This window comes from Planctomicrobium stercoris (genome assembly GCF_051465655.1).
GTDB lineage: Bacteria > Planctomycetota > Planctomycetia > Planctomycetales > Planctomycetaceae > Planctomicrobium.
This window is the reverse complement of record NZ_CP195791.1, coordinates 210,102-232,135: the sequence shown is the minus strand read 5'-3', so window position 1 is coordinate 232,135 and position 22,034 is coordinate 210,102. Positions and strand designations below refer to the sequence as shown.

Genomic DNA, 22,034 nt, shown 5'->3' with positions numbered 1-22,034 from the left:
GCTCATGGCCAGACAGCCAGCGCTCAAAGAGAACGTTCCACCTTGATTCTACGGATTTCCCGCCGAAATGGGGGAAAAGTTCCGTGGCACAGGCAGAATTTTTCGGAAGTGCGCGTTCCTTCCCCGGGATGCAGGATGCGTCGATGGCGACAAGAAAAGGGATTGGTTCAGGCTGCTTTGGCGTGAGTCGTCTGAACAGGGATCTGCTCGCGTCCGGCAGCGATTTCGTCGGCGCGAGTCTGAAGGGCGTCCATCCGCTGCTGCAGATCTTTGCAGAAACCATTGAGCTGGTCGCGTCGCACGTCGGGCGGAATGAACATCAATTCGCCGCCCAGCACGAAGACGTCCGTGAACGGAAGCGGGATGAGCAGATCGGTCCAGTGACCCTTCGGCCGCCAGGCGCGACGCGCAGAGCAGGCAACCGGAACGATCGGCCTTCCGGTCTGCGAAGCGAGAAAGATGATTCCCGGCTTGATGGTTCGTCGAGGCCCCTGAGGACCATCGGTGGTGACGACGATATGGTGGTTTTCGGCTGCGGTCAGCAATTGTTTGGCAGCGGTGGCTCCTCCGCGTCCGTTTGATCCGCGGATCGGCTGAATCCCAATCACTTCCATGACTTGAGCCACGTATTCGCCGTCCGTGTGTCGACTGGTCAGAGCTGCACAGTGATGCACGGGCCCGCAGAACAGGGAATTCAGAATTCCATCATGCCATGTGCAGTAGACGTATCTGTGGGAACCTGACGGTGCATAGGGAGACGTCAGGGGGGCTCCCTCGATCACGCGAATGCGACAGGTGGCATACAGGCAGCGGAACAGGAACGCCAGCACTCGGGCAACAAAGCGAATGACGCGACGGTTTCGAAGTCTCACGGAATCCATTCCATTGACGCGGTTTCGGGACAAACTTGTGGCGGGAGGATATCTCGACCCGGGAAATCGGGACAAGACAAATTCTCTCGCGATACAAAAAGTTTAGCCCCACACTTCAAGTGTGGGGCTAAACGGCTGAACTTTTCAAAAAACGGTCGGACGAATTAGATCGTTCCGCCGTAAACGGCAGCCGGTCCGAGCAGTTCTTCGATACGCAAGAGCTGATTGTACTTGCAGATACGATCGGTGCGGCTGGCGGATCCGGTTTTGATCTGGCCGGTTCCCAGCGCCACTGCGAGGTCTGCGATGGTGGTATCTTCCGTTTCACCGGAACGATGGCTCATCACAGCTGTGTAGCCGTTCTTGTAGGCGAGATCGACAGCCTGGATGGTTTCTGTCAGCGAACCGATCTGGTTCACTTTCACCAGGATACTGTTGGCAACGCCCCGTTCGATCCCTTCAGCGAGTCGCTCGCTGTTGGTCACGAAGAGGTCGTCTCCCACGATCTGGATTTCGCTGCCGACACGGTCGGTGAACAGTTTCCAGCCGTCCCAGTCGTCTTCGGAGAATCCGTCTTCGATGGAGCAGATCGGATACTTTTCGACCCAGCCGGCCAGCAGATCGACCATGCCCGAAGCGTCAAAGGTCTTGCCTTCAACGGTGTAGATCTTGGTCTTCGAGTCGTAGAGTTCGGTTGCGGCGCAGTCCAGGGCGATCTTGACCTGATCACCCGGAGTGTACCCGGCTTTTTCAATGGCCTGGAGGATGACCTGAATGGCTTCTTCGCTGTTCTTCAGGTCCGGGGCGAATCCCCCTTCATCGCCCACGGCAGTGCTCATCCCTTTGTCGTGGAGCACTTTTTTCAGGCTATGGAAAATCTCTGCTCCGCAGCGGAGAGCGTCGGAAAACTTGTCGAAGCCCAGGGGCATGACCATGAATTCCTGCAGGTCGATGCCGTTATTCGCGTGAGCACCGCCGTTGATGATGTTCATCATCGGAGCGGGGAGACGGCTGGCGCCGACGCCACCCAGGTAGCGGAACAGCGGGAGTCCGCAGGAAGCGGCCGCAGCGCGAGCCACAGCCATGGAACAGGCGAGGATGGCGTTCGCACCCAGGCGGGATTTGTTCGGTGTTCCGTCTGCATCGAGCATGGCCAGGTCGACAGCTGCCTGATCAAAGGCATCCATCCCGCAGAGCAGTGCATCGAGTTCATCATTGACGTTGGCGACAGCTTTCAGAACGCTCTTGCCGAGGTAGTTTGCCTTATCGCCATCGCGAAGTTCGCAGGCTTCGTGTGCGCCGGTGCTGGCACCGCTGGGGACAGCTGCACGACCGACTGCACCACTTTCGAGTTCCACATCCACTTCCACAGTGGGGTTACCGCGGCTGTCCAGAATCTGTCGGCCATGGACTGCCAGAATTGCTTCGCTCATTTTTTCCATCCTTCACAATGACTGAGGTCGCCTCCCGCTTTTAGAAAGAGACCCGTCACACCGCCGAAATCGGGGGACGTCTCTACACTGCATGGAGGCATTGATCACTCTTCTCGCCTGGCCGGCAGTTCGCGCAGCGTGCTTCTGGCGTCGGGGAAGATGTTGTGCCCGCTTTTTATCAAACGCAGCTGGAAACAACCATGATGCGACGGATCCATCTGTGATTCTTCATGTGTGGGGAAATGTTCGCGAGAGGCCTTTCCTAGATTTCCCATTCTTCCTGATGCTTACTTTGAGAAGAATTCCTACGACTGGCGGATGCCGTGTAAGCCAAAAGTTCGTTTTCTTTGGATTGCTTTGTCGATTCTACGGAAGCAGATCAGGCGGATGATGTCCCAAGGTCTGCACGCAGGGGGGAAGTCTGCAAGTCCCCTCCGAAAACAAGGCTGATTGCGAATTCGCGGTAGGGGGAGAGTATGTTTCGCCGGACGACTCTGGTCAGAGCAATTCTTTTTGTGGCTGCAAGTTACGTCAGCTCTCCCGCGCAGGCTCAGTTCTTTTTTGAAGGCGACGCCGTCTTCTATACCCGAAACAATACTGGCGGGACACCGTTCCTTGGGGGGCCGACCTCGGTGTCTTCCAGTAAAGGGAGCTACGATATCGAACCCGGTTACCGCCTGGGTTTCGGTTGGTCCGGCGAGAACCTTCAGGTCGACACCACGTTCACTCAGATCACTCCCTGGACTGCAGAGTCCAGCGGCATCCTGAGTGGCAACCTGTACATGAATCCGAACGACCCGGCCATCGGTCCGGCGGATCATACGCTGCAGTATCAGGGGTTTCTGAGTCAGGCGGCTCAAAGCACGCTGGGAGGGACGACAGAAAGTGGATTTCTGATCGGCTCGGTCGTGCCGGGGGATGCCCCTTCGTATTCGACGTCGACAACGTCCAACTATCGCGATATCGAAGTCAATATTGGCAGCAGCCAGTATAAGCGACCCTGGCGATTGGCGGTGGGATATCGCAACGTGCAGCTCGATGAAAAGAACGTCATGAGCATGAACGGCATTTTCGGAACCGATGCGACAGGCATCTCCGATGCTGCCTTGATTGACGCTGGAGCGAGCTCCATTTCCGGGGCCGGGAGTGGGTTCATGCAGACGGTCCCACCGACCTATCTGAACTATCAGGTGCACGGGCAGTCGCAGAACGATATGAACGGTGCCCAGCTCGTCTTCGGATACCGTTTCTATGACGGCCCCTGGTTGACTCTCGAAGGGACCAGTAAAGCGGGAATTTACCGGAATATCGTTTCCGGTCGCGTTCAGGAAACCGCAACGGCATCCGGCTTCAATGATTCTGTTTATCAGCGGACAATGACCGGACAGGACTCCGGGGCTGCATTCGCTGGAAACCTGGGTTTGAAGGCGGTGGTTGGAATCACCGATTACATTGACTTCGTCATTGGCTATGAAGTCCTCTTCCTGGCGGGGGTTGGTCTGGGACCGGATCAGGCTGGGGGGATCAGTTCGAATGCCGCCGGGGCTGCTGTGTACCACGTTCAGCATGATGGTTCGCTGATTGCCAATGGCGGAACGATCGGACTGCGGATCTACTGGTAGGTTTGATTGGTGGGTTCGATTCTCCTCACAGTCACAGGGGAGGGGGACACAGGTTCAGAGTCCACTTGACAATCTCCACTGGCCATCTGGATAGTGGAGTTTGTTTTTCCCTCGCTCGCGGACAAGATCGCACTCGAGCTGGGAACGCTCCCCTCCTGACTTCACAAGACAGAATTCAAATCCGTGAAAATTCTCGTCACCGGGGCTGCCGGCTTTATTGGATTTCACGTCTGTCGTTCCCTGCTCGAGCGGGGTGATCAGGTAGTCGGAATCGACAACTTCAATGACTACTATGACGTTCAGTTGAAACGAGACCGCATTGCACTGATTGAGAGACAGGAACGTTTCAAGATCATTGAAGGAGACCTGTCCCATCCGTCGACCGTCACTGAACTCTTTTCACAGGGCCCTTTCGACCGTGTGATTCACCTTGCGGCACAGGCAGGAGTGCGCTACTCACTCGTTAACCCCAAAGCCTACATCGACAGCAATCTTGTGGCTTTCTCGAATGTCCTGGAAGCCTGCAGGCATAACGCGGTTCCCCATCTGGTATATGCTTCCAGCAGCTCGGTGTACGGAGCCAGCAGGAGTTTGCCATACTCGGTTCATCAGAATGTGGACCATCCTCTCAGTCTGTACGCCGCCACGAAGAAGGCCAATGAACTGATGGCTCATACTTACAGCCATCTGTTCCGAATCCCCACCACCGGCCTGCGATTTTTTACCGTCTATGGACCTTGGGGGCGGCCTGATATGGCGGTCTTCCTGTTCACGAAAGCCATTCTCGAAGGTAAATCGATTGATGTTTTCAATCAGGGGCAGATGCAGCGGGACATGACCTACATTGACGACATCGTCCGAGGTGTTGTCCTGACCAGCGACCGGATCCCTGAGCCGAACCCCAACTGGTCTGGAGAGCATCCCGATCCCGGCACATCTTCTGCCCCATTCCGGCTCTACAACATTGGTAACCATCAGCCGGTTCCCCTTTTGAAGTTGATTGAGACCGTCGAAGCGTGCCTGGGGAAAACGGCCCAGAAGCGATTCCTGGAGATGCAGCCGGGAGACGTCCCAGCGACGTTCGCCGACGTTGAGGACCTTCGACGGGACGTCGGTTTTCAACCCGACACACCCATCGAACTCGGTGTCCGGCGGTTCGTGGAATGGTATTGCGAATATCGCGGTCTCCCCCTTCCGTCAGCGGATCGATGACAGATCGGCGGAGTCCACAGATTTCGCCTGGAGAGTCTTTGCACACCCGCTGCAACGCTCTATCATACGTCCACTTGCGCCCGTAGCTCAGTAGGATAGAGCAACGGATTTCTAATCCGTCGGTCAGTGGTTCGAATCCACTCGGGCGCATTTGATACACGGGGAGAACGGACTTCGCCCGTCTGCTCGGAAATATTCACATCATGTCCGGTCGGTCACATTCGCTTATGAATCGCGTTCCGGAGATGTTTCAGCGGCGTCGCAATCTTCTTCGAAAGAGCTTGCGGGTTCGACATTTTGACGCGGCTCTCATTCAGTCGGAGAAGAATGTCGCGTGGTTGACCGGTTTCAGTGGGGACAGCACCTGGTTGCTGCTGACTCAGGATTCCCAGACTCTGATCAGCGATTTTCGATTCGTCACCCAGCTGGAAGAAGAATGTCCGGGGGTCTCCGCCCTGATTCGACCTTCCAGCGTCAAGTTGTCCGCTGCGGTTGCCGATCTCGTTGGGCAGCAGAAAATTGAGCGGCTCGGATTTGAAGGGCAAGTGGCGACGTTCGAGCTGGTCGAAAGTCTGCGGGGAGCGTTGCCCGGGATCGGACTGGAGTCGTTCGCCTGGGAAGTTGAAGCCCTGCGGGTGGTGAAGGATCGGGAGGAAATTGCCGAGATCAAGGAAGCGGTCAGGCTCGCTGAGCGTGGATTTCAGTGTTTTCAGTCGATTCTGACGCCGGACAGCACCGAACGGCAACTGGCTGCGGAGCTGGAACATGCATTGCGACGATTCGGGGCGCGCGGCCTGAGTTTTCCTGCGATTGTGGCGGTGGGGGATCGGTCTGCCTTGCCGCATTACCGGGCCGGAAACCGCAGGTTGAGTGAGTCGCCGATTCTCCTTCTGGACTGGGGGGCGGTGACGCAGGACGGGTATTGCTCAGATCTGACGCGTACGATGTTGACCGGAAAACCGGACCGAAAGTTCGAAAAGGTCTACAAGACCGTTCTGGAAGCGCAGGTGGCGGCCATCGACCGGATTGCACCGGGAGTCACATGCGGAGAAGTGGATGCCGTTGCCCGGGACATTATTCAGGCGGCGGGATTCGGCAAGTATTTTGACCACGGATTAGGACACGGAATCGGGCTGGATGTTCATGAAGCTCCGCGGCTGTCGAGGAAGGTGGAAACCGTCCTGCAGCCCGGGATGGTTGTCACGGTGGAGCCGGGGATCTATCTTCCCGGGTGGGGCGGAGTTCGGATTGAAGACGACATTCTGGTGACGAAGCAGGGCCGCGAGGTCCTCTCATCGCTCCCCAAGGATTGGGATCACGTGACAGTTTCTCTCTGAGCAGACAAACTGCAGCACACACATTCATACACCCGAAGTGGCGAACAGGTTAAGGATCAGGCATGGCTGGGGAGAGCAAGGGCGGTAAGCAATTCGACGTCGACGGACTGCGGCAGCTCCTTGAGCTGCTGGAGAAGTATGACGTTCGGGAATTCAAGCAGCAGGTCGGGGAGACCCGGTATGTGCTGCGTCGGGGCCCGCACGAAGTCGTGTCCGCGGCTCCCATCAGCTATGCACCGGCACCTGTCGCTGCTGCTCCCGCTCCAGTCGCAGCTCCCGCGAGCGGACCTGCACCCGCAGCTCCGGCCGCAGCCGCGGCGGACGAAGGGCTGATTCCGATCAAGAGCCCGACGGTCGGAACCTTCTACCTCGCACAGTCTCCCGGTGAGCCCCCATTTGTCAAAGTCGGAGACACCGTCACTTCAGAATCGATCGTCTGCATTGTTGAGGCGATGAAGCTGTTCAACCGCATTCCTGCCAAGGTTTCCGGAACGATCGTCAAAGTGCTGATCGCCGACGGCGACCCGGTGGAATATGGACAACCCATGTTTCTGGTGAAGCCCAGCTGATTTCCCGGCAGCTTGAATTCCGGATCCTGAACGACTGGGAACGCCAGTCCATTTGCCAGGGAATCACATTCCTTTCGCCCGCGGGACCTGCGAGGGGACTTCGTGTGAGACTGCAGTAAAATCAGAGAAGGCACAAACCACGCCATGTTTCATCGGATTCTGATCGCCAATCGCGGAGAAATCGCCTTGCGGGTGATTCGCGCCTGCAAGGAAATGGGGATCGAAACGGTCGCCGTTTACAGCGAAGCGGATCGTGGAGCTCACTATCTCAGTCTCGCCAACGAAGCGTATTGCATCGGTCCCGCAGCCGGGACGGACAGCTACCTGAAGACTGAGCACATCATCGCTGCCGCCGAGCTGGGGAATGTGCAGGCCATTCACCCCGGGTACGGATTTCTCGCGGAGAACGCGGATTTCGCGGAGCAGTGCCGGGATTCCAAGATCGAGTTCATTGGTCCCCCGCACGAAGCGATGCAGAAGCTGGGGGACAAGGTCGCTGCCCGACGCATGGCGATCGAAGCCAAGGTCCCGGTCGTCCCCGGCAGCGAAGGGTTGGTCGAAAACGAGGATGAAGCAGTTCGCGTGGCCAATGAGATCGGCTACCCCGTGCTCATCAAAGCGACCGCCGGAGGGGGAGGCAAGGGGATCCGTCCCGCCTTCAACGAGATCACCCTGCGCACCGAACTGAAAGCGGCAGCCGCTGAAGCAGAAAAGGCGTTCAAGAACGCCGGCGTCTACATCGAGAAGTTCATCGAGAAGCCCCGGCATGTGGAAGTTCAGGTGCTCGCAGATCAGCATGGTAACGTGCTCCATCTGTGGGAACGGGACTGCACAATGCAGCGGAAGCATCAGAAGCTGATCGAAGAGAGTCCGGCACCGAATCTTCCACAAGCGGTCCGGGAAGACATCTGCAAGGCTGCCGTTCGGCTTGTGAAGAGCGCTGGTTACTACAACGCGGGGACTTGCGAGTTCCTCGTCGACAAGAACCATCAGTTCTACTTCATCGAAGTGAACGCCCGTATTCAGGTGGAACATCCTGTGACCGAACAGGTCACGGGGATCGACCTGATCAAGTCGCAGATCCGGATCGCTGCCGGTGAAGTGCTGGAGACGAAACAGCGGAACATCCCCTGCAACGGGTGTTCGATTGAGGTTCGCATTAACGCGGAAGACCCTGATCAGGGGTTCCGTGGCTGCCCGGGAACGATTACCAAGCTGCGCATCCCAGGCGGATACGGAGTTCGGTTCGACTCGCACATTTACGAAGGCTATAAGATCAGCCCGTACTATGACTCGATGGTCGGGAAGCTGATTGTCCATAAGCCGACGCGTGAAGAAGCGATTGCTTGCCTGAAGCGTGCTCTGGACGAACTTGTCGTCGAAGGTCCGGGGATCAAAACCACAGTTCCGCTGATCCGCAAGATCCTCGACCACACGACGTTCATCAACGCGGATGGTGATACCAAGTTCGTCGAACGGACCTGGTAGGACGAATCGGTTTTTTGAAACGCAGAGTCCGCCGAGATCGCAGAGAAGAAATGAGAGAACTGCTGTTGAATTACTTGGCAGTTCTTGCAACAAGAGGCCTGGGTCACCCGGTAAAATGGTGCACCGAGCGCATAGCGGTCTCTCCCATATTTTCTCTCCGTCCTCCGCGATCTCTGCGTTTCAATGTCTTTCTCTTCTGATGCGTCTGGGTGCCCCGGACAAGGTCTGGGTTCCGCAGGAGCAACAGGTCTGTCGAAAAGGCCGCAAGCTCACGGGACCCATCGCTTCGGGGGTCAATTGGAGTCGGCGTTTTCGATCTGAGGGACGCTGTTTGGGCTGCCTCTTGTGGCTGCGCCACTCAGACAATGTCTGAGCCACCCGGACCGCCGCTTTCACGCGTCAACCCCGATTTTCGTCAAACTTTGCGAACCGGCGGAATTCGCCTCGACGCATTTTCGTCAGCGCCCTAAACTCCGCGACCGTTGGCAAGGACGCCAATCGCAAAGGAGTGCGCATGTACAAGTTTCTTCTCGCCAATCGCTATCTGCGAACACGCTTTATTGCGCTGGCCAGCGTCATCAGCGTGACCCTCGGTGTGGCGACAATGATTGTCGTCAACAGCGTCATGTCCGGCTTCAGCAGCCAGATGCGGGAACGAATCCACGCTACGCTGGGCGATGTGATGGTGGAATCCACCAGCATGGACGGCACGACGGATCCCAGAGAACTCCTCGAGAAAGTCGAGAAGCTGGCTGGCCCCTACATCGAGGCGGTCACCCCCACGGTCGAAATCTATGGGATGATGAGCTTTCGCTGGATGGGGCAGGATATCTATCGACTCGTCACCCTCGTGGGAATTGTTCCTGATTCGAAAAACGAAGTCAGTCCGCTGGCGCAATACCTGATGTCGCGACAGGAGATCAAGGAAGACGATGTCGTCGTCCGCCCTCCGCTGAGAGACGTCAATTCTCCACTGGACTGGAGCATGACTCAGGAAGGACGAAAGAACCGCGCGGACTGGATCAAAACTCAGCAGCTGGAAGATTTTGAAAACAAGTACCGGTCCGCAGAGTTCGCTCAGGCTCCCGGCGAAGTGACCAATGCAGAGGGGCTTCAGCCGAATGTTGCTCATTCTCTCAACAACAACGGCGTTCAGCTGACGGTGGGGAGCACTCCCCCGGCCGGCGAAGGGCACGATGAGTTCGCCGATCCTTTCGGCTCGACGTCTGCGATTCCCGTTGAGCCGGTCAATCCGGAAGATCCGCAGCCTGCGAAGATCTATGTCGGCTCAAGTCTTGTCAGCTTTCCCTATAAAGATCGCGACAGCTCCAAGACCCGGACCATGTACATGGCCAGTCCCGGCCAGGATGTCGTCCTGACGACGATCAAAGCGGGGCAGCCGCAGCCGGCAACATTCCGTGCCACCATCGTGGACGTCTTCAAGAGTGGAATGAGCGAGTACGATTCCAACCTCGTGTTCTGCAATCTCGAAGAACTGCAGTACGTTCGCGGAATGCTTTCCGGACCGGATGCCACTCAGCCGCATAAAAACCTGAACTGGAAAGATGGCGCGATCACCACGCTGCAGATCAAACTCAAGAATTACGCGGACGCTCCGGAAGTGGTCCGCCGCTTGAGCCAGGGATTGCGATATGAGTTCCAGGTCCGAACCTGGGAGCAGAAGCAGGGGCCGCTGCTGGAAGCGGTCGCTGTGGAGTCCGCAATTCTGAACGTGCTGCTGTTCCTGATCATCACCGTGGCGGGTTTCGGCATTCTGGCGATCTTCTACATGATTGTCGTGGAGAAGACGCGGGACATCGGAATTCTCAAAGCACTGGGAGCCAGTTCCCGGGGCGTCATGATGATCTTCCTTTCCTATGGCCTCTCGTTGGGAGTGGTGGGGAGTGGAGCCGGAGTGGCTTTGGGGCTGCTGTTCGTGCACTACATCAACGAGATCGAAAATCTGCTCTCGATGATCACCGGGCATAAGGTCTTCGATGAGTCGATCTACTACTTCCATGACATTCCGACCGCAGTCCACCCGATGATGGTCTTCTGGGTCGCGCTGGGAGCCATGGTGATTGCCGTTCTGGCGAGCGTTCTGCCGGCCCGCCGGGCTGCGGCGCTCCATCCGGTGCGTGCTCTCCGATACGAATGATGTCGTCCCCTCATGATCCCGAACACTGAGTCTTCCATGTTACATCCCACCCGGACTGCTGCCTTGACTCCCCGGAAGCCTCACCTGTGGGCGAAGGCTGTCGATAAAGCCTACCGCAAGGGGGAACACAAGGTTCCCGTGCTGCGGGGGGTGGATATCTCCGTGGGTCGCGGCGAATTCCTGTCGATCGTCGGTCAGTCCGGATCCGGCAAGAGCACGCTGATGCACCTGCTCGGACTGCTGGACGAACCGGATCAGGGGGAAGTCTGGCTGGACGGAAACCGCATCGACCAGTTGCCGGTGGCGACCCGCGATGAGCTGCGGAACAACGTTTTCGGCTTCGTCTTCCAGTTTTATCATCTTCTCCCCGAACTCAATCTGCTGGAGAATGTCCTTTCTCCACTGATGATCCGTTACTCGATGCTGGAGTACTGGAGAAAGAAGCGGGAACTGCGCGAGCAGGGGATGGAGATCATCGAAAAAGTCGGGCTCTCACACCGGATTCGTCATCGTCCCTCGGAGCTTTCCGGGGGAGAAATGCAGCGGGCTGCCATTGCCCGGGCACTGGCGGGACGGCCTTCCGTGTTGCTGGCGGATGAACCAACGGGGAACCTGGATTCGCGGACTGGGAACGAAATCATGACCGTCCTGCACAAGTTGAACGAGGTGGATTCGCTGACTATCATCATGGTGACCCACGATGACGTCATTGCTGGTCAGGCGGAGCGGATCGTCCGCCTCAGCGAAGGCCGCATTCAATCGCTGGAAGAAATGGCGGCATAGGCCTCCGAATGGTTGATGGTTGAAGGTTCAGGGTTGAGAATTGGATGCCCTGACTCTTTCAACCTTAAACCATCAACCTTCAACGTTCTGAGGCAAAGCCTCGATAGTAGCTGTGGATTTTCCTTCAATGTCACAAAAGATTTATCTCGACGGCAAACTCGTGGACAAAGAACACGCGCTCATCAGCGTGTACGACCACGGTCTCCTGTACGGGGACGGCGTCTTCGAGGGAATCCGGGTCTACTCCAAGCGGGTTTTCCGTCATCAGGACCACATTGACCGCCTGTACGAGAGTGCCCGGGCCATTCGCCTGATCATTCCGATCAGTCCGGAAGAAATGCTCAAAGCGGTTGAAGAAACCGTGGCAGCCAACAGCATCACCGACGGCTATGTCCGCCTGGTGGTGACGCGCGGAGCAGGCTCTCTGGGCCTGGACATCCGCCGCACCAGCCATCCCATGGTGATCATCATCGCCGATACCATCTCGCTCTATCCAGAAGAGCTGTATGAAAAGGGGATGGAGATTATCACTGCCAGCACGATCCGGAATCATCCCGGAGCACTCAGCCCGCGGATCAAGTCGCTGAACTACTTGAACAACATTCTGGCCAAGATTGAAGGGACCGACGCCGGTTGTGCGGAAGCCCTGATGCTCAATCACATGGGGCAGGTTGCGGAATGTACCGGCGATAACATCTTCATCGTGAAGAACGGCGTGTTGAAGACACCTCCAACCGATGCCGGAATTCTCGAAGGGGTCACCCGGAATGTGGTGATGGAACTCGCTGTGGAATCGGGGATCGAAGTCAAAGAGATGTCGCTGATTCGCCATGACGTTTACGTGGCCGATGAATGCTTCCTGACGGGCACAGCGGCGGAAGTGATCCCCGTGACGAAGCTGGACGGGCGGCCGATCGGAGAAGGGGTTCCCGGACCGATCACCCGCAAGCTGCGAGCCCGGTTCCAGGAATACGTCCGCCAGTAACCGTAGGGTCCGCTGTGCGGACCGTCCGCAGATTTGCTTTGTCGAACGGATTGCCCGCAACCGACCAACTGCTCTACGGCGCTGGCGGTGCCGCTTCCGGAAACGGGATGTGCATGACTCCCGGAGCGATGAACCACATCGCCAGTGTGATGAAGATCACGCTGAGGATGTTCAGAATCAGTCCGTAGCGCATCATGGTGGTCATCGGCACTTTACCCGTGCTGAAAACCAGTGCATTCGGCGGGGTTCCCACCGGCATCATGAATCCGCAGCTGGCGGAGATGGTTGCTGGCAGCATCAGCCAGCGAGGGTCGATCTGCAGCTGAACGGAAATGGCCGCCAGAATCGGCAGCAGCGTATTGATCGTCGCTGTATTGCTGGTGAACTCTGTCAGGAACGTCAGCAGGCTGCAGGTGGCGAGTACGAGAACGAGGACCGGTTGGTCCTGCAACAGCCCCGCGAACCCTTGTCCGATCCACTCTGAAAGTCTGGTGGTCGAGAACGCGTCTGCCATCGCGAAGCCTCCACCGAACAGCAGCAGCATTCCCCAGGGGATGTTTCGTTCGGCATCGGCCCAGGTCAAAAGGCGTGGCCGTTCTCCACTGGGGAGACGATCACCAGGAAGCAGGAACAATAGCAGTCCCATGCTGATGGCCACGGTGGAATCGTCCGGCAGCTTGCGAAGGAATTCTGCATTGATGCCAATCCAGGAGAGAGCTGTGACGATCATCCCCGGCCAGCTGGGAAGGATCGGGCGATTGCCGATGACGAGCGGCTCACGAAAAATCCACAGGATCGCTGTCACAAAGAACAGAATTCCGACACGCCACTCCGCGGGGGTGGCCTTGCCGAGTTGCTGCAGTCGGTCCCGGAAGAAACCACGCGTCAGCTGATCGGAGTGCGGAAACGGGCGGACATGCCAGCACATCACGACGACCGATGACAGGAGCATCAGCAGCATGACCGGCACGAAGACAATCATCCATTCCGCGAACGACAGGGACGGGTAACCCTGTGTCACGAACTGCCGTTCCCAGAAACCTCGCATGCTGACGTTGGTCGGAGTCCCAACCAGAGTCGCGAAGCCACCGCAACTGGCTGCGTATGCGATCCCGAGAAGCAAGGGGATAGTCAGTTTGGAAGTGAGTCGCTCGGCTTCATCCGGAGTGACGTTGGTTAATGTCTCTTTCAAAGTGGAGATCAACGCCAGGCCGATCGGCATCATCAACAGGGCAGCTGCTGTATTGCTGATCCACATGGACAGAACCGCGGTCGTCAGCATGAATCCGAACACGATCATGCGCGGGCTGCTCCCCACCCGGCTGATGATGTGCAGCGAAATGCGTTTGTGCAGGTTCCATCGCTCGATCGCGATGGCAATGAGAAATCCACCGAGGAAGAGGAAGACGTTCGGGTCCGCGTAGACTTTACTCACGTCCTTGGCAGAGAGAATCCCGAGCAGCGGATAGAGTGCCAGAGGGATCAGACTGGTGGCGGGAATCGGAATGGGCTGCATCACCCAGAAGATCGCCATCATCACGGTGACAGCGGCCAGACGCTGCCCTTCAATGGTCAGACCGGCGGGTGTGGGTGCCAGCAGGATTCCGAGAAAGGAACAGATACCCGCTGCGAGGCCGGCCCAGAGCCAATACTTCTGCGCGGTTTCGTCTGGAGTCTCTTTGGTCGAGGTGGTCATGGTGCCCGTTCAAGTTGCGAATCCAACCCATCGCGTGCGCGGCCGGGAGCTGATGGCTCATTTCGCTTGAATGAGAGCCTGATTCCAACCGGGCGAGCTGTTCACACTTCGCTGTCCGTTTTCTTCCAGACGAACAATCAGGGTGTCAGTCTGAGGGGTTTTACTGATCAGTTCAAGTCCCTCTTCGGGCCCGAGCAGAACCATGACCGAAGCCAGTCCGTCCGCTTCCATGGCGTTGCGGGCAATCACCGTCGCGCTTCCGGGAACAGTCGTCCCGAGCCCTGTATTGGGGTCGACGATGTGGGAATAGCGAATTCCGTCCACTTCGAGATATTGATACGTATCCCCCGAGGTCGAGATCCCAGCATTCGCGAGTTTCAGAATCAACGGCGGATGATCGGGCAAGGATGGGAGTGTTTTATCTTCCACTTCGACCCGCCATCCGGATTCCCCCGGGGGAGGATCACCGACGCGGATATCACCCGCACACGCTACCAGCGAGATGGGCAGTCCATGCTTTTTGAGGACCTCATAAGCTTCGTCCGCAGCGTACCCTTTAGCGATTCCCCCGAAATCAAGTTGCATTCCCGGCCGTTTGAGGGTGACGGACTGACGGTGGGAATCGAGTTCCACAAACTCGTCTCCGACCTGAGCCAGAGCCGCTTGGAGGGCTGCTTCGTCCGGCAGCGCTCGCTTCCGTCGGGCGATTCGCCAGAGTTTAATGACTGGTCCGACAGTGACGTCGAAAACGCCGTGGCTGCGTTGTGATAACTCTTTAGAAGCCGTCAAAACCTTCCAGATATCGTCACTCACGACGACGGGTGTTCCCGGCGGATTGTCTCGAGATAATCTGACAATCTCGCTCTCTGGATCGTAATCGCTCAAGGCACGATCGATCTGACGAATTCGCTCATAAGCAGCATCGCTGGCCTGAATTGCGGATGTGGAATTTGGGGCATACACTAGAATTCGTACGGGAATTCCCATGCGGATCTGCACAAACTCGAAGCGTTCAAGTTTGTCGGCTCCCTGCACGTGGGTTGCCTGCGGGCCCGGGCCAAAAAGAAGCGCCGCCAGGGTGAGTCCTGCCTGAATCCATTTCCATCGTGCTTTGCCCATGGATCTGGTCCCATCCGAAAATCGTCGTTGGTTCTGTTGAAAGTGCCGTCCCTATGAAAGTACGCATGATGAACTCGTCCTGGCAAGCCGGCTGGTGCTGCGCCGGTCTGCTTTCCGCGATCTGCTGCCTGACGCTCCTGGCGGCCGAACCGGACGCAAAGAGTCCTTACCTCCGCAATCCCGACAGCGAGGCGAAGGCCGAAGAGGAGATGAAACCGTACGTTCAGCAGATCCGCGATACGGACGTCAAATTTGAAATGATCCCCATTCACGGCGGTGAATTTCTGATGGGAAGCCCGGAAGACGAAGAAGGTCGCAAAGAGGACGAAGGTCCTCAGCACCTCGTGAAAGTGGCTCCCTTCTGGATGGGGAAGTGCGAAGTCACCTGGGATGAATATGACACCTGGCGTCTGAGTCTTGATGTTCAGCGCCGTAAGCTGATCGGTCGGCAGAATGACGATGTCGATAAGGCCGCCGATGCTGTGACCCGCGCTACCAAAGAATATACCGACATGACCTTCGGCATGGGGCATGACGGATTCCCCGCGATCTCCATGACCCAGGTCGCAGCGAAGATGTACTGCGAGTGGCTGACCGCCAAGACCGGCCATTACTACCGGCTTCCGACGGAAGCTGAATGGGAATACGCCTGCCGCGCGGGAACCACGACTGCCTACTCCTTCGGCGATGATGCTTCTCAGCTGGATGAATACGCCTGGTCCTATGACAACTCGGACGAAACCTATCACAAAGTCGGACTGAAGAAGCCCAATCCCTGGGGACTGTACGACATGCATGGCAACGTCGCTGAGTGGGTGCTCGATCGCTATGACCCGACGTTCTATCAGCAGGCTCCCAAAGATGCGGCTGCTGTCGCTCCCTACTGCGTTCCGAATGGGGAAGAGTATCCACGCATCGTTCGCGGGGGATCCTGGAATGACGATCCTGAGGAGCTGCGAAGTGCTGCCCGGACCGCATCCACCCCGGACTGGAAGATTCAGGATCCGCAGCTGCCCCAGAGTATCTGGTATCTGACCGATGCTCACTTCGTCGGGTTCCGGGTCGTTCGTCCTCTCGTCCCGCCGACGAAAGAAGAGATCAAAGACCTGGTCCTCTATCCGGACATTCCCGAGAACCTGAGAAAATAACTGACAGCTGTCAGTAACAAGCAAACGGCCCCGGAATCGAATTCGAATCCGGGGCCGTTTCATTTTCAAACGCGATCAGATTCGCGTTGTCCACTCTCGAAGCTGATTCAGGATTCTGGATGCGGACCCATCATCGATCGCAGCAGCGACTCGTTTCACCGCCGTCTGGAGATTGTCCGTCTCTTCGCGGCAATACAGGGCCATGGCAGCGTTTGCCAGCACGATCTCACGCGCGGGTCCGCGTTCTCCTTCGAGAATTCCGCAAATGACAGCGGCACTCTCCTGCGGGGAGCTGACACGCAGTTCGTCCGGCTGGCAGGGATTCAGTCCAAAGTCCTCGGCGGTGCAGGACCATCGCTTCTGTTCTGTTCCGGAAACTTCCCAGACCTGTGTGGTTCCCCACAGCGAGACTTCATCCAGCTGATCGTTTCCGCAGACGATGCAGGCCCGTTTGAGGTTCAATCGACTGACAGCCCCTGCAATTCGGGCGGCGTTTGAGTTCTTTGAAGCTCCGAGAAGCTGGTACTCCGCCCGGGCAGGATTCGTCAGTGGCCCCAGCAGATTGAACACCGTGCGGATCCCGAGTTGTTGACGAACGGGAGCGACATGTTTCATCGCACTGTGACAGTTGCGGGCATAACAGAAGCAAAGCCCCACGTCGTCCAGGCACTTCCCGGCCTGTTCCGGAGTGAGTTCGATATTCACACCCAGTGCCTCCAGGACATCGGCCGACCCGCTGGAGCTGGAGACGCTCCTGTTTCCATGCTTGGCCACCGGCACACCCGCAGCTGCAATCACGAACGCTGTGGCGGTGCTGATGTTGAACGTATGCAGCTGGTCTCCGCCTGTCCCGCAGGTATCGATCAGTCCCGAACGGGTCGACTGAATGTGGGCGGCCCGCTTCCGCATGGCGATTGCCCCTCCGGCCAGTTCCTCTTCCGTTTCTCCCTTCATCGCAATCGCGACGAGAAACGCAGAGATTTCGACTTCGCTGCATCGTCCATCCATGACCGCGCCGATCGCCTCCTGCATGGCCTCGGCAGTGAGCGATTCACCCGCGAGCAGGCGGTTCAGGGCATGACGGATTTCAGACTGCATTGATGAGCGGGGCTTTCAGGGGTTTGAAAGAAATCTTTGAAACGCAGAGAGCGCCGAGTACGCAGAGAAAGGGAAGAGAATGTTCCCAGTATTTCCTCAGCGAACTCCGTGATCTCTGCGTTTCAATCTTATGGGAATTTCGAATCGGTTTCGAACTTCGAGATTCGAATTCTCACCCCTGCAAGGCTTCTGCGACATCCGTGCGGTAGGCGGTCAGTCCGGGAATCAGCCCGATGAGCATTGCCATGACGATCAGCCCGGGGATCACAGCCAGCTCCAGCGGGTCGAAGCCGGTGGGGTCAATCAAGAGACCGCTGCGGGCTTCGATGATCGGAGAGGCGATGTAAACCAGTCCGTGCCCGAGGATGATTCCTCCCAGGCCGCCCAGGACGCACAGCAGCATCGACTCCAGCATGATAATCGAGAGGACGGTCTGCCGACGTGCTCCCAGGGCACGCATCACCGCGATTTCCTTTTTGCGGTCGGACATGGAGTTGTAGATGCTGACAAAGATCCCGATTCCGGAAACCGCAATGATCAATCCAGTCAGGTACAGGAAGGCGTACCGGACGTTGCCGACGAGATTCGTCAGCAGCCGTGTCATCACCTGCACGGTGTTGGCCCCCTGTGCCTGGAAGCCGTCTTTCAGCTTGTTCTGCAGCAGGTTCGTCGCGTTCGCCGCCTGATACCCTTCCCCTTTCATGACGATCAGGACGCTCGTCACTTCTTTCTGTAAGTCAGAAAGGGGGCCGTGGGAATGATGATGGCCGGCGTGGTCTCCTGATTCTTCATGTTGATGAGCAGCAATCTCGGCGAGGTCCTTTTTGTAGAACTCGCGAAGTTCTTCTTCTGACTGACCGTAAAACTTGGCTTCCCGCTGCAGTGCTTCGTCCACGGGCTTGTCATGCCCAGCGAGGGCAAAGAACCCGTCGATGTGCACGAAGACGGTGCGGTCGTTGGGAGTTCCCGTCGGCGCCAGCACTCCCTTCACTGTGAAGAGTTCATCGTGGACGTGATCGTCCTGGCCGGCGTGAACCATCTTGAACTGCGAACCGATGTCCCAGCCGTTCTTGCGAGCCACCTGTGACCCGATCACAGCATCCCAGGTCCCTCGCAGGCCGTCTCCTTTGATGCGGAATTTCTGATCCGGCACATAGTCCACAAGGAAATACTGCGGAGTGGTTCCAACGATTGGAAAGTTCCCCACTTCGGTGGTGTCGCCGATATTGACGGGGATCGCCCGTTCCACATACGGCAGCTCGCTGAGTTCTTTGTAAAACCGCCAGGGGAGGTTTTCGATCGGGTTATCGATGTGGTAAATCGTGCTGAGTACCAGCTGCAGGTCGCTCCCTTTGGCTCCCACGACAAGGTCGTATCCGCTGCCGGACTGCTTGAAGATGTTGGTGACGACTCCGTTGAGAATCATCACTGCCACCATGAGAGAGATTCCCAGCGCGACGCTCAGGCTGGTGAGGAACGACGCCAGCCATCGCTGACGAATGCTTTTGAAGGCGATGGTGATCAGGTTCATCGGTTCGCCCCCACTTTGTTGAATTCATTGAGATTGTCGACCCGGTCAAACTGTGCGGAGACTTCAGGCGAATGAGTCACCAGCAGCAGCGAAACATTGTGCTCCCGGCACGTTTCCCGCAGCAGATTCAGAATGGTTGTCTGGTTGGCAAGGTCGACACTGGCGGTCGGTTCATCGGCCAGCATGAGTCGCGGACGGTTGGCCAGAGCCCGTGCCACGGAGACCCGCTGTTGTTCGCCCACGGAGAGTTGACTCGGGCGATGCTGTAAACGCTTGCCCAGGCCCACTCGTTCCAGCAGTTGCTTGGCGTAGGTGCGATCGGCTCGACCGGCAAAGGACATTCCCAGCAGGACGTTTTCCAGAGCTGTGAAGGCGGGGAGAAGATGAAACGTCTGGAAGACGATGCCGATCCGTTCCGCGCGGAAGCGGTCGCGGGCGGGCTCGATCAACCGGGCAAGGTCCACGCCGTCGACGATCACCTGTCCTTCATCTGGCGAAGTGATGCCGGAGATGATGTTGAGCAGCGTTGTCTTGCCACCTCCGCTTTGTCCCAGCAGAACGGCCTGCTCTCCCTGGGAAATGGAGAAGTGAGGGATGTCCAGAACCGGGAGCGTGCCGCCGCCCGGCTCCCGGTAACTCTTGCGGATCTTTTTTAATTCGAGTGACATAGTCTCGCCAGATTATTGCATAACGTATGCGAATGCAAGTTTATGAGAAATGCAGCCGGGCCGTTCAGCTGCGTCATTTCAATCCCTTTTTGGCTGCAGTCATTCGTCGGAGACCTTTTCCGGCGCGGCAGCCTCGTCCGACTGGATGTGCGTCTTCCCCCGATAGAACGGGGACCAGATCACAAATATGACAGCGGAAACCGCCATGCTGATCGTGAAAAACCAATAGTAACTCGCCCCTTGCAGAATCGGCTTTCCCGAAGCCTGGGATTGCTCAATGACTCCGTTGACGAGAGCTGTGAACTGATTCCCCAGAGAGATTGAAAGCATATACACCCCCATCACAAACGATTTGATTTCATTGGGGGCCTGCGTGTAGGAGAACTCCAAAGAGGTGATTGAGACCATCACTTCCGCTGCCGTCAGCAGTGCATAAGCTGCGATCTGCCAGCCGATATGCGGGGTCTCCCCTGCTTCGATTCGAGTTTCGATCCACGTGGGGATCAGGAATGCTGGAACTGTCAGGAACAGGCCCATTCCGATTTTTCGCAGAGGCGTCACCTTGATGAACTTTCCGAGAGCCGGATAGATCACGTAGGAGAACAGCGGAATAAACAACATCACACAGATCGGATTGACGACCTGAAACTGGGCGGGGCTTGGCTCCCAGCCAAAGATGTGGCGGTCCATGTCCCGCGCCTGGGCCACCCAGCGTGACCCGGTCTGATCAAAGAGTGACCAGAACGGGGCGATCAGGATGTAGACCGGGATCAGATTGGCGATGGCGAGCAGACCGGACTTGCTGAAGGTTTCCCGGAAAAAACGCCTTCCCGACGGAGGAACGTGCACGTACTTGTTGCGACCCAGCCAGAACACCAGCGTGGCCGCTCCCATCAAAACTCCCGGGACTCCAAACGCCCATGACGGACCGAAACGTTTGTCTTCATGTAACCATGGTGTCAGGACAGTGGAAAAGGTCGAACCGAAGTTGATCGCGAAGTAGAACCAGCCGAAGGCCACTGGAAGCAGAAAGGCATTCGCTCTTCCAAACTGGTCCCCCACGTGTGCCGAGACACATGGTTTGATTCCCCCAGCCCCGATGGCGATAAAGGCCAGTCCCCACCACAGCAGTGTCCGCTGATCGATTCCTGTGTGGAAGTCCATCAGGGCGAGGACGCCATGTCCCAGGCAGTACAGCAGCGAGACGCACAGGATCATCCGGTATTTGCCGAAAATCCAGTCCGCCAGGATCGCTCCCAGGATCGGAAAGAGGTACACGGCCGAATTGAAGTTGGCGATCCAGCGGGTCGCCTGATCTTCACTCATGACGTCGGGTTGTCCCGCAGCGTTCAAAAGCGAGAGCATCATGAAGTCCATCAGAATGGCCTTCATGCCGTAGTAGCTGAACCGTTCGGCAGCTTCGTTGCCGACGATATACGGAATCCCGGCAGGCATCGTCTTTTGTTCGCGAGGGGCAGTCAGATATGCGTGTTGAGCCATGACAGCGGGCGTTTCCGAAGGGGCGCGGACCGAACGAACTTGTGCTCAGATCGTAGCGGATTCGTCCCGTCATGCCGATGTGGATTCTGTTGCCGGCGCTCCACGCGTTGCATTCCGGCATCATCCCGGGAAGTGCTCAATTCATACAGACTTGAGACGAAATTGCCTGAGAGTTCGCTGGGGCCTGTTGCCAACCGACAACACGGGCTTCTTCAGAGCCAAGAGGTGTGTTCAAGGGGATTGACAGAATTTTGAAATTTTTAAGTCATTTAGTCTGTGATGTTTGTGGCGACATGGCGGGGAGAGTGTTCAAGGTTCTTGACGGCTGCCAATGAATCTTGGCACTGCGGGTGCTTTAACAGATCTCATCAAAGTCACCCCCAACCAAGGAAACACAAATGTCAACGTTCGCCAATCTGCTCAACGACGAAGCTGGTTTTATTGTCTCTGCTGAACTGGTGCTGATCTCGACCATCGCTGTGCTGGGAATGCTGGTCGGCCTGAGCGAAGTGGCCCTGAATGTGAACAACGAACTGGAAGATGTCGGTTCCGCCTTCGCCAGCGTCCGCCAGAGCTACAAACTGAACTGCACCAGCAGCCACGGCGGTCAGATGTTCGGCAGCAGCTTCTGGGACCAGGCTGAATACTGCGAAGGTCAGTTCGACGTGCGGTAATCAAAAAGCACAGCTCTCGAATCTCTCTCGGATTGCTCTCACAATCTGCTCTCACTCGACAGCGGCTTCCATTGGAAGCCGCTGTCCTGCATTTGTAAAACGCGTTCTCCCGAAAGGTTGATTGCTTGAAGCAAGAAGCTG

Annotated in this window: 18 protein-coding genes and 1 tRNA gene; 11 read left to right on the top strand and 8 right to left on the bottom strand. The window is 57.1% G+C overall.

Features of this window, described 5'->3' with window-relative positions; translation table 11 throughout:
- Positions 1-167: 167 nt before the first annotated feature.
- Both SH661x_RS00945 and eno read right to left on the bottom strand, forming a co-directional pair.
- The gene (locus SH661x_RS00945) at positions 168-872 is read right to left on the bottom strand and encodes a lysophospholipid acyltransferase family protein (protein WP_437227127.1); all 705 of its coding nucleotides are present in this window, start codon (positions 870-872) and stop codon (positions 168-170) included.
- Between the two features lie 164 nt (positions 873-1,036).
- Entirely contained in the window at positions 1,037-2,305 is a 1,269-nt protein-coding gene (eno, locus tag SH661x_RS00940) for a phosphopyruvate hydratase (protein WP_437227125.1), read from the bottom strand.
- 476 nt (positions 2,306-2,781) lie between these two features.
- Here eno and SH661x_RS00935 point away from each other — a divergent pair, with 476 nt between their 5' ends.
- The 9 genes from SH661x_RS00935 to ilvE all read left to right on the top strand — a co-directional run bounded on the left by SH661x_RS00935 (position 2,782) and on the right by ilvE (position 12,459).
- Positions 2,782-3,927, top strand: a complete 1,146-nt coding sequence (locus tag SH661x_RS00935; RefSeq protein WP_437227123.1) for a hypothetical protein — start codon at positions 2,782-2,784, stop codon at positions 3,925-3,927.
- Positions 3,928-4,110: 183 nt separating this feature from the next.
- Positions 4,111-5,139, top strand: coding sequence for an NAD-dependent epimerase (locus SH661x_RS00930; RefSeq protein ID WP_437227121.1), 1,029 nt, complete (start codon positions 4,111-4,113; stop codon positions 5,137-5,139).
- A gap of 76 nt (positions 5,140-5,215) precedes the next feature.
- A tRNA-Arg gene (locus tag SH661x_RS00925) sits at positions 5,216-5,289 on the top strand.
- 53 nt (positions 5,290-5,342) lie between these two features.
- Complete coding sequence (locus SH661x_RS00920) at positions 5,343-6,476, top strand: M24 family metallopeptidase (protein ID WP_437227119.1); 1,134 nt, start codon at positions 5,343-5,345, stop codon at positions 6,474-6,476.
- A 62-nt stretch (positions 6,477-6,538) separates the two neighbouring features.
- Positions 6,539-7,045, top strand: coding sequence for an acetyl-CoA carboxylase biotin carboxyl carrier protein (accB, locus tag SH661x_RS00915; protein ID WP_437227117.1), 507 nt, complete (start codon positions 6,539-6,541; stop codon positions 7,043-7,045).
- Between the two features lie 144 nt (positions 7,046-7,189).
- Entirely contained in the window at positions 7,190-8,533 is a 1,344-nt protein-coding gene (gene accC, locus SH661x_RS00910; protein ID WP_437227115.1) for an acetyl-CoA carboxylase biotin carboxylase subunit, read from the top strand.
- Positions 8,534-9,047: 514 nt separating this feature from the next.
- Positions 9,048-10,691 (top strand): ABC transporter permease, encoded by a 1,644-nt coding sequence (locus SH661x_RS00905; RefSeq protein ID WP_437227113.1) that lies wholly within the window; start codon positions 9,048-9,050, stop codon positions 10,689-10,691.
- A gap of 36 nt (positions 10,692-10,727) precedes the next feature.
- Positions 10,728-11,474: an ABC transporter ATP-binding protein gene (locus SH661x_RS00900; RefSeq protein ID WP_437227111.1), complete on the top strand. Its 747-nt coding sequence runs from the start codon at positions 10,728-10,730 to the stop codon at positions 11,472-11,474.
- A 127-nt stretch (positions 11,475-11,601) separates the two neighbouring features.
- On the top strand, positions 11,602-12,459 hold the full coding sequence (gene ilvE / locus SH661x_RS00895; RefSeq protein ID WP_437227109.1) for a branched-chain-amino-acid transaminase: 858 nt from the start codon (positions 11,602-11,604) through the stop codon (positions 12,457-12,459).
- Positions 12,460-12,532: 73 nt separating this feature from the next.
- Here the strand turns inward: ilvE and SH661x_RS00890 are convergent, their stop codons facing one another.
- Entirely contained in the window at positions 12,533-14,155 is a 1,623-nt protein-coding gene (locus SH661x_RS00890; protein WP_437227107.1) for an SLC13 family permease, read from the bottom strand.
- A 57-nt stretch (positions 14,156-14,212) separates the two neighbouring features.
- Positions 14,213-15,274: an FAD:protein FMN transferase gene (locus SH661x_RS00885; RefSeq protein ID WP_437227105.1), complete on the bottom strand. Its 1,062-nt coding sequence runs from the start codon at positions 15,272-15,274 to the stop codon at positions 14,213-14,215.
- A gap of 65 nt (positions 15,275-15,339) precedes the next feature.
- Between SH661x_RS00885 and SH661x_RS00880 the strand changes: the two genes are divergently transcribed.
- On the top strand, positions 15,340-16,422 hold the full coding sequence (locus tag SH661x_RS00880; protein ID WP_437227103.1) for a formylglycine-generating enzyme family protein: 1,083 nt from the start codon (positions 15,340-15,342) through the stop codon (positions 16,420-16,422).
- 75 nt (positions 16,423-16,497) lie between these two features.
- Here SH661x_RS00880 and trpD read toward each other — a convergent pair whose 3' ends face one another.
- From trpD to SH661x_RS00860, 4 genes are all read right to left on the bottom strand, one after another.
- Positions 16,498-17,520, bottom strand: coding sequence for an anthranilate phosphoribosyltransferase (trpD, locus tag SH661x_RS00875; RefSeq protein WP_437227101.1), 1,023 nt, complete (start codon positions 17,518-17,520; stop codon positions 16,498-16,500).
- Positions 17,521-17,692: 172 nt separating this feature from the next.
- Positions 17,693-19,051: an ABC transporter permease gene (locus tag SH661x_RS00870; RefSeq protein WP_437227099.1), complete on the bottom strand. Its 1,359-nt coding sequence runs from the start codon at positions 19,049-19,051 to the stop codon at positions 17,693-17,695.
- The gene (locus SH661x_RS00865) at positions 19,048-19,719 is read right to left on the bottom strand and encodes an ABC transporter ATP-binding protein (RefSeq protein ID WP_437227097.1); all 672 of its coding nucleotides are present in this window, start codon (positions 19,717-19,719) and stop codon (positions 19,048-19,050) included. The genes SH661x_RS00870 and SH661x_RS00865 overlap by 4 nt, the downstream gene beginning before the upstream one ends.
- A 99-nt stretch (positions 19,720-19,818) precedes the next feature.
- Complete coding sequence (locus tag SH661x_RS00860) at positions 19,819-21,219, bottom strand: POT family MFS transporter (protein ID WP_437227095.1); 1,401 nt, start codon at positions 21,217-21,219, stop codon at positions 19,819-19,821.
- Positions 21,220-21,617: 398 nt separating this feature from the next.
- Here SH661x_RS00860 and SH661x_RS00855 point away from each other — a divergent pair, with 398 nt between their 5' ends.
- Positions 21,618-21,893 (top strand): branched-chain amino acid aminotransferase, encoded by a 276-nt coding sequence (locus SH661x_RS00855; protein WP_437227093.1) that lies wholly within the window; start codon positions 21,618-21,620, stop codon positions 21,891-21,893.
- Positions 21,894-22,034 lie beyond the last annotated feature (141 nt).

Excerpts from the sequence above, each read along its gene's own strand:
- eno (WP_437227125.1), bottom strand. The coding sequence starts at position 2,305 with ATGAGCGAAGCAATTCTGGCAGTCCATGGCCGACAGATTCTGGACAGC.
- SH661x_RS00935 (WP_437227123.1), top strand. The coding sequence starts at position 2,782 with ATGTTTCGCCGGACGACTCTGGTCAGAGCAATTCTTTTTGTGGCTGCA.
- SH661x_RS00920 (WP_437227119.1), top strand. The coding sequence starts at position 5,343 with ATGTCCGGTCGGTCACATTCGCTTATGAATCGCGTTCCGGAGATGTTT.
- accB (WP_437227117.1), top strand. The coding sequence starts at position 6,539 with ATGGCTGGGGAGAGCAAGGGCGGTAAGCAATTCGACGTCGACGGACTG.
- accC (WP_437227115.1), top strand. The coding sequence starts at position 7,190 with ATGTTTCATCGGATTCTGATCGCCAATCGCGGAGAAATCGCCTTGCGG.
- SH661x_RS00905 (WP_437227113.1), top strand. The coding sequence starts at position 9,048 with ATGTACAAGTTTCTTCTCGCCAATCGCTATCTGCGAACACGCTTTATT.
- SH661x_RS00900 (WP_437227111.1), top strand. The coding sequence starts at position 10,728 with ATGTTACATCCCACCCGGACTGCTGCCTTGACTCCCCGGAAGCCTCAC.
- ilvE (WP_437227109.1), top strand. The coding sequence starts at position 11,602 with ATGTCACAAAAGATTTATCTCGACGGCAAACTCGTGGACAAAGAACAC.
- SH661x_RS00890 (WP_437227107.1), bottom strand. The coding sequence starts at position 14,155 with ATGACCACCTCGACCAAAGAGACTCCAGACGAAACCGCGCAGAAGTAT.
- SH661x_RS00885 (WP_437227105.1), bottom strand. The coding sequence starts at position 15,274 with ATGGGCAAAGCACGATGGAAATGGATTCAGGCAGGACTCACCCTGGCG.
- SH661x_RS00880 (WP_437227103.1), top strand. The coding sequence starts at position 15,340 with ATGATGAACTCGTCCTGGCAAGCCGGCTGGTGCTGCGCCGGTCTGCTT.
- trpD (WP_437227101.1), bottom strand. The coding sequence starts at position 17,520 with ATGCAGTCTGAAATCCGTCATGCCCTGAACCGCCTGCTCGCGGGTGAA.
- SH661x_RS00870 (WP_437227099.1), bottom strand. The coding sequence starts at position 19,051 with ATGAACCTGATCACCATCGCCTTCAAAAGCATTCGTCAGCGATGGCTG.
- SH661x_RS00865 (WP_437227097.1), bottom strand. The coding sequence starts at position 19,719 with ATGTCACTCGAATTAAAAAAGATCCGCAAGAGTTACCGGGAGCCGGGC.
- SH661x_RS00860 (WP_437227095.1), bottom strand. The coding sequence starts at position 21,219 with ATGGCTCAACACGCATATCTGACTGCCCCTCGCGAACAAAAGACGATG.
- SH661x_RS00855 (WP_437227093.1), top strand. The coding sequence starts at position 21,618 with ATGTCAACGTTCGCCAATCTGCTCAACGACGAAGCTGGTTTTATTGTC.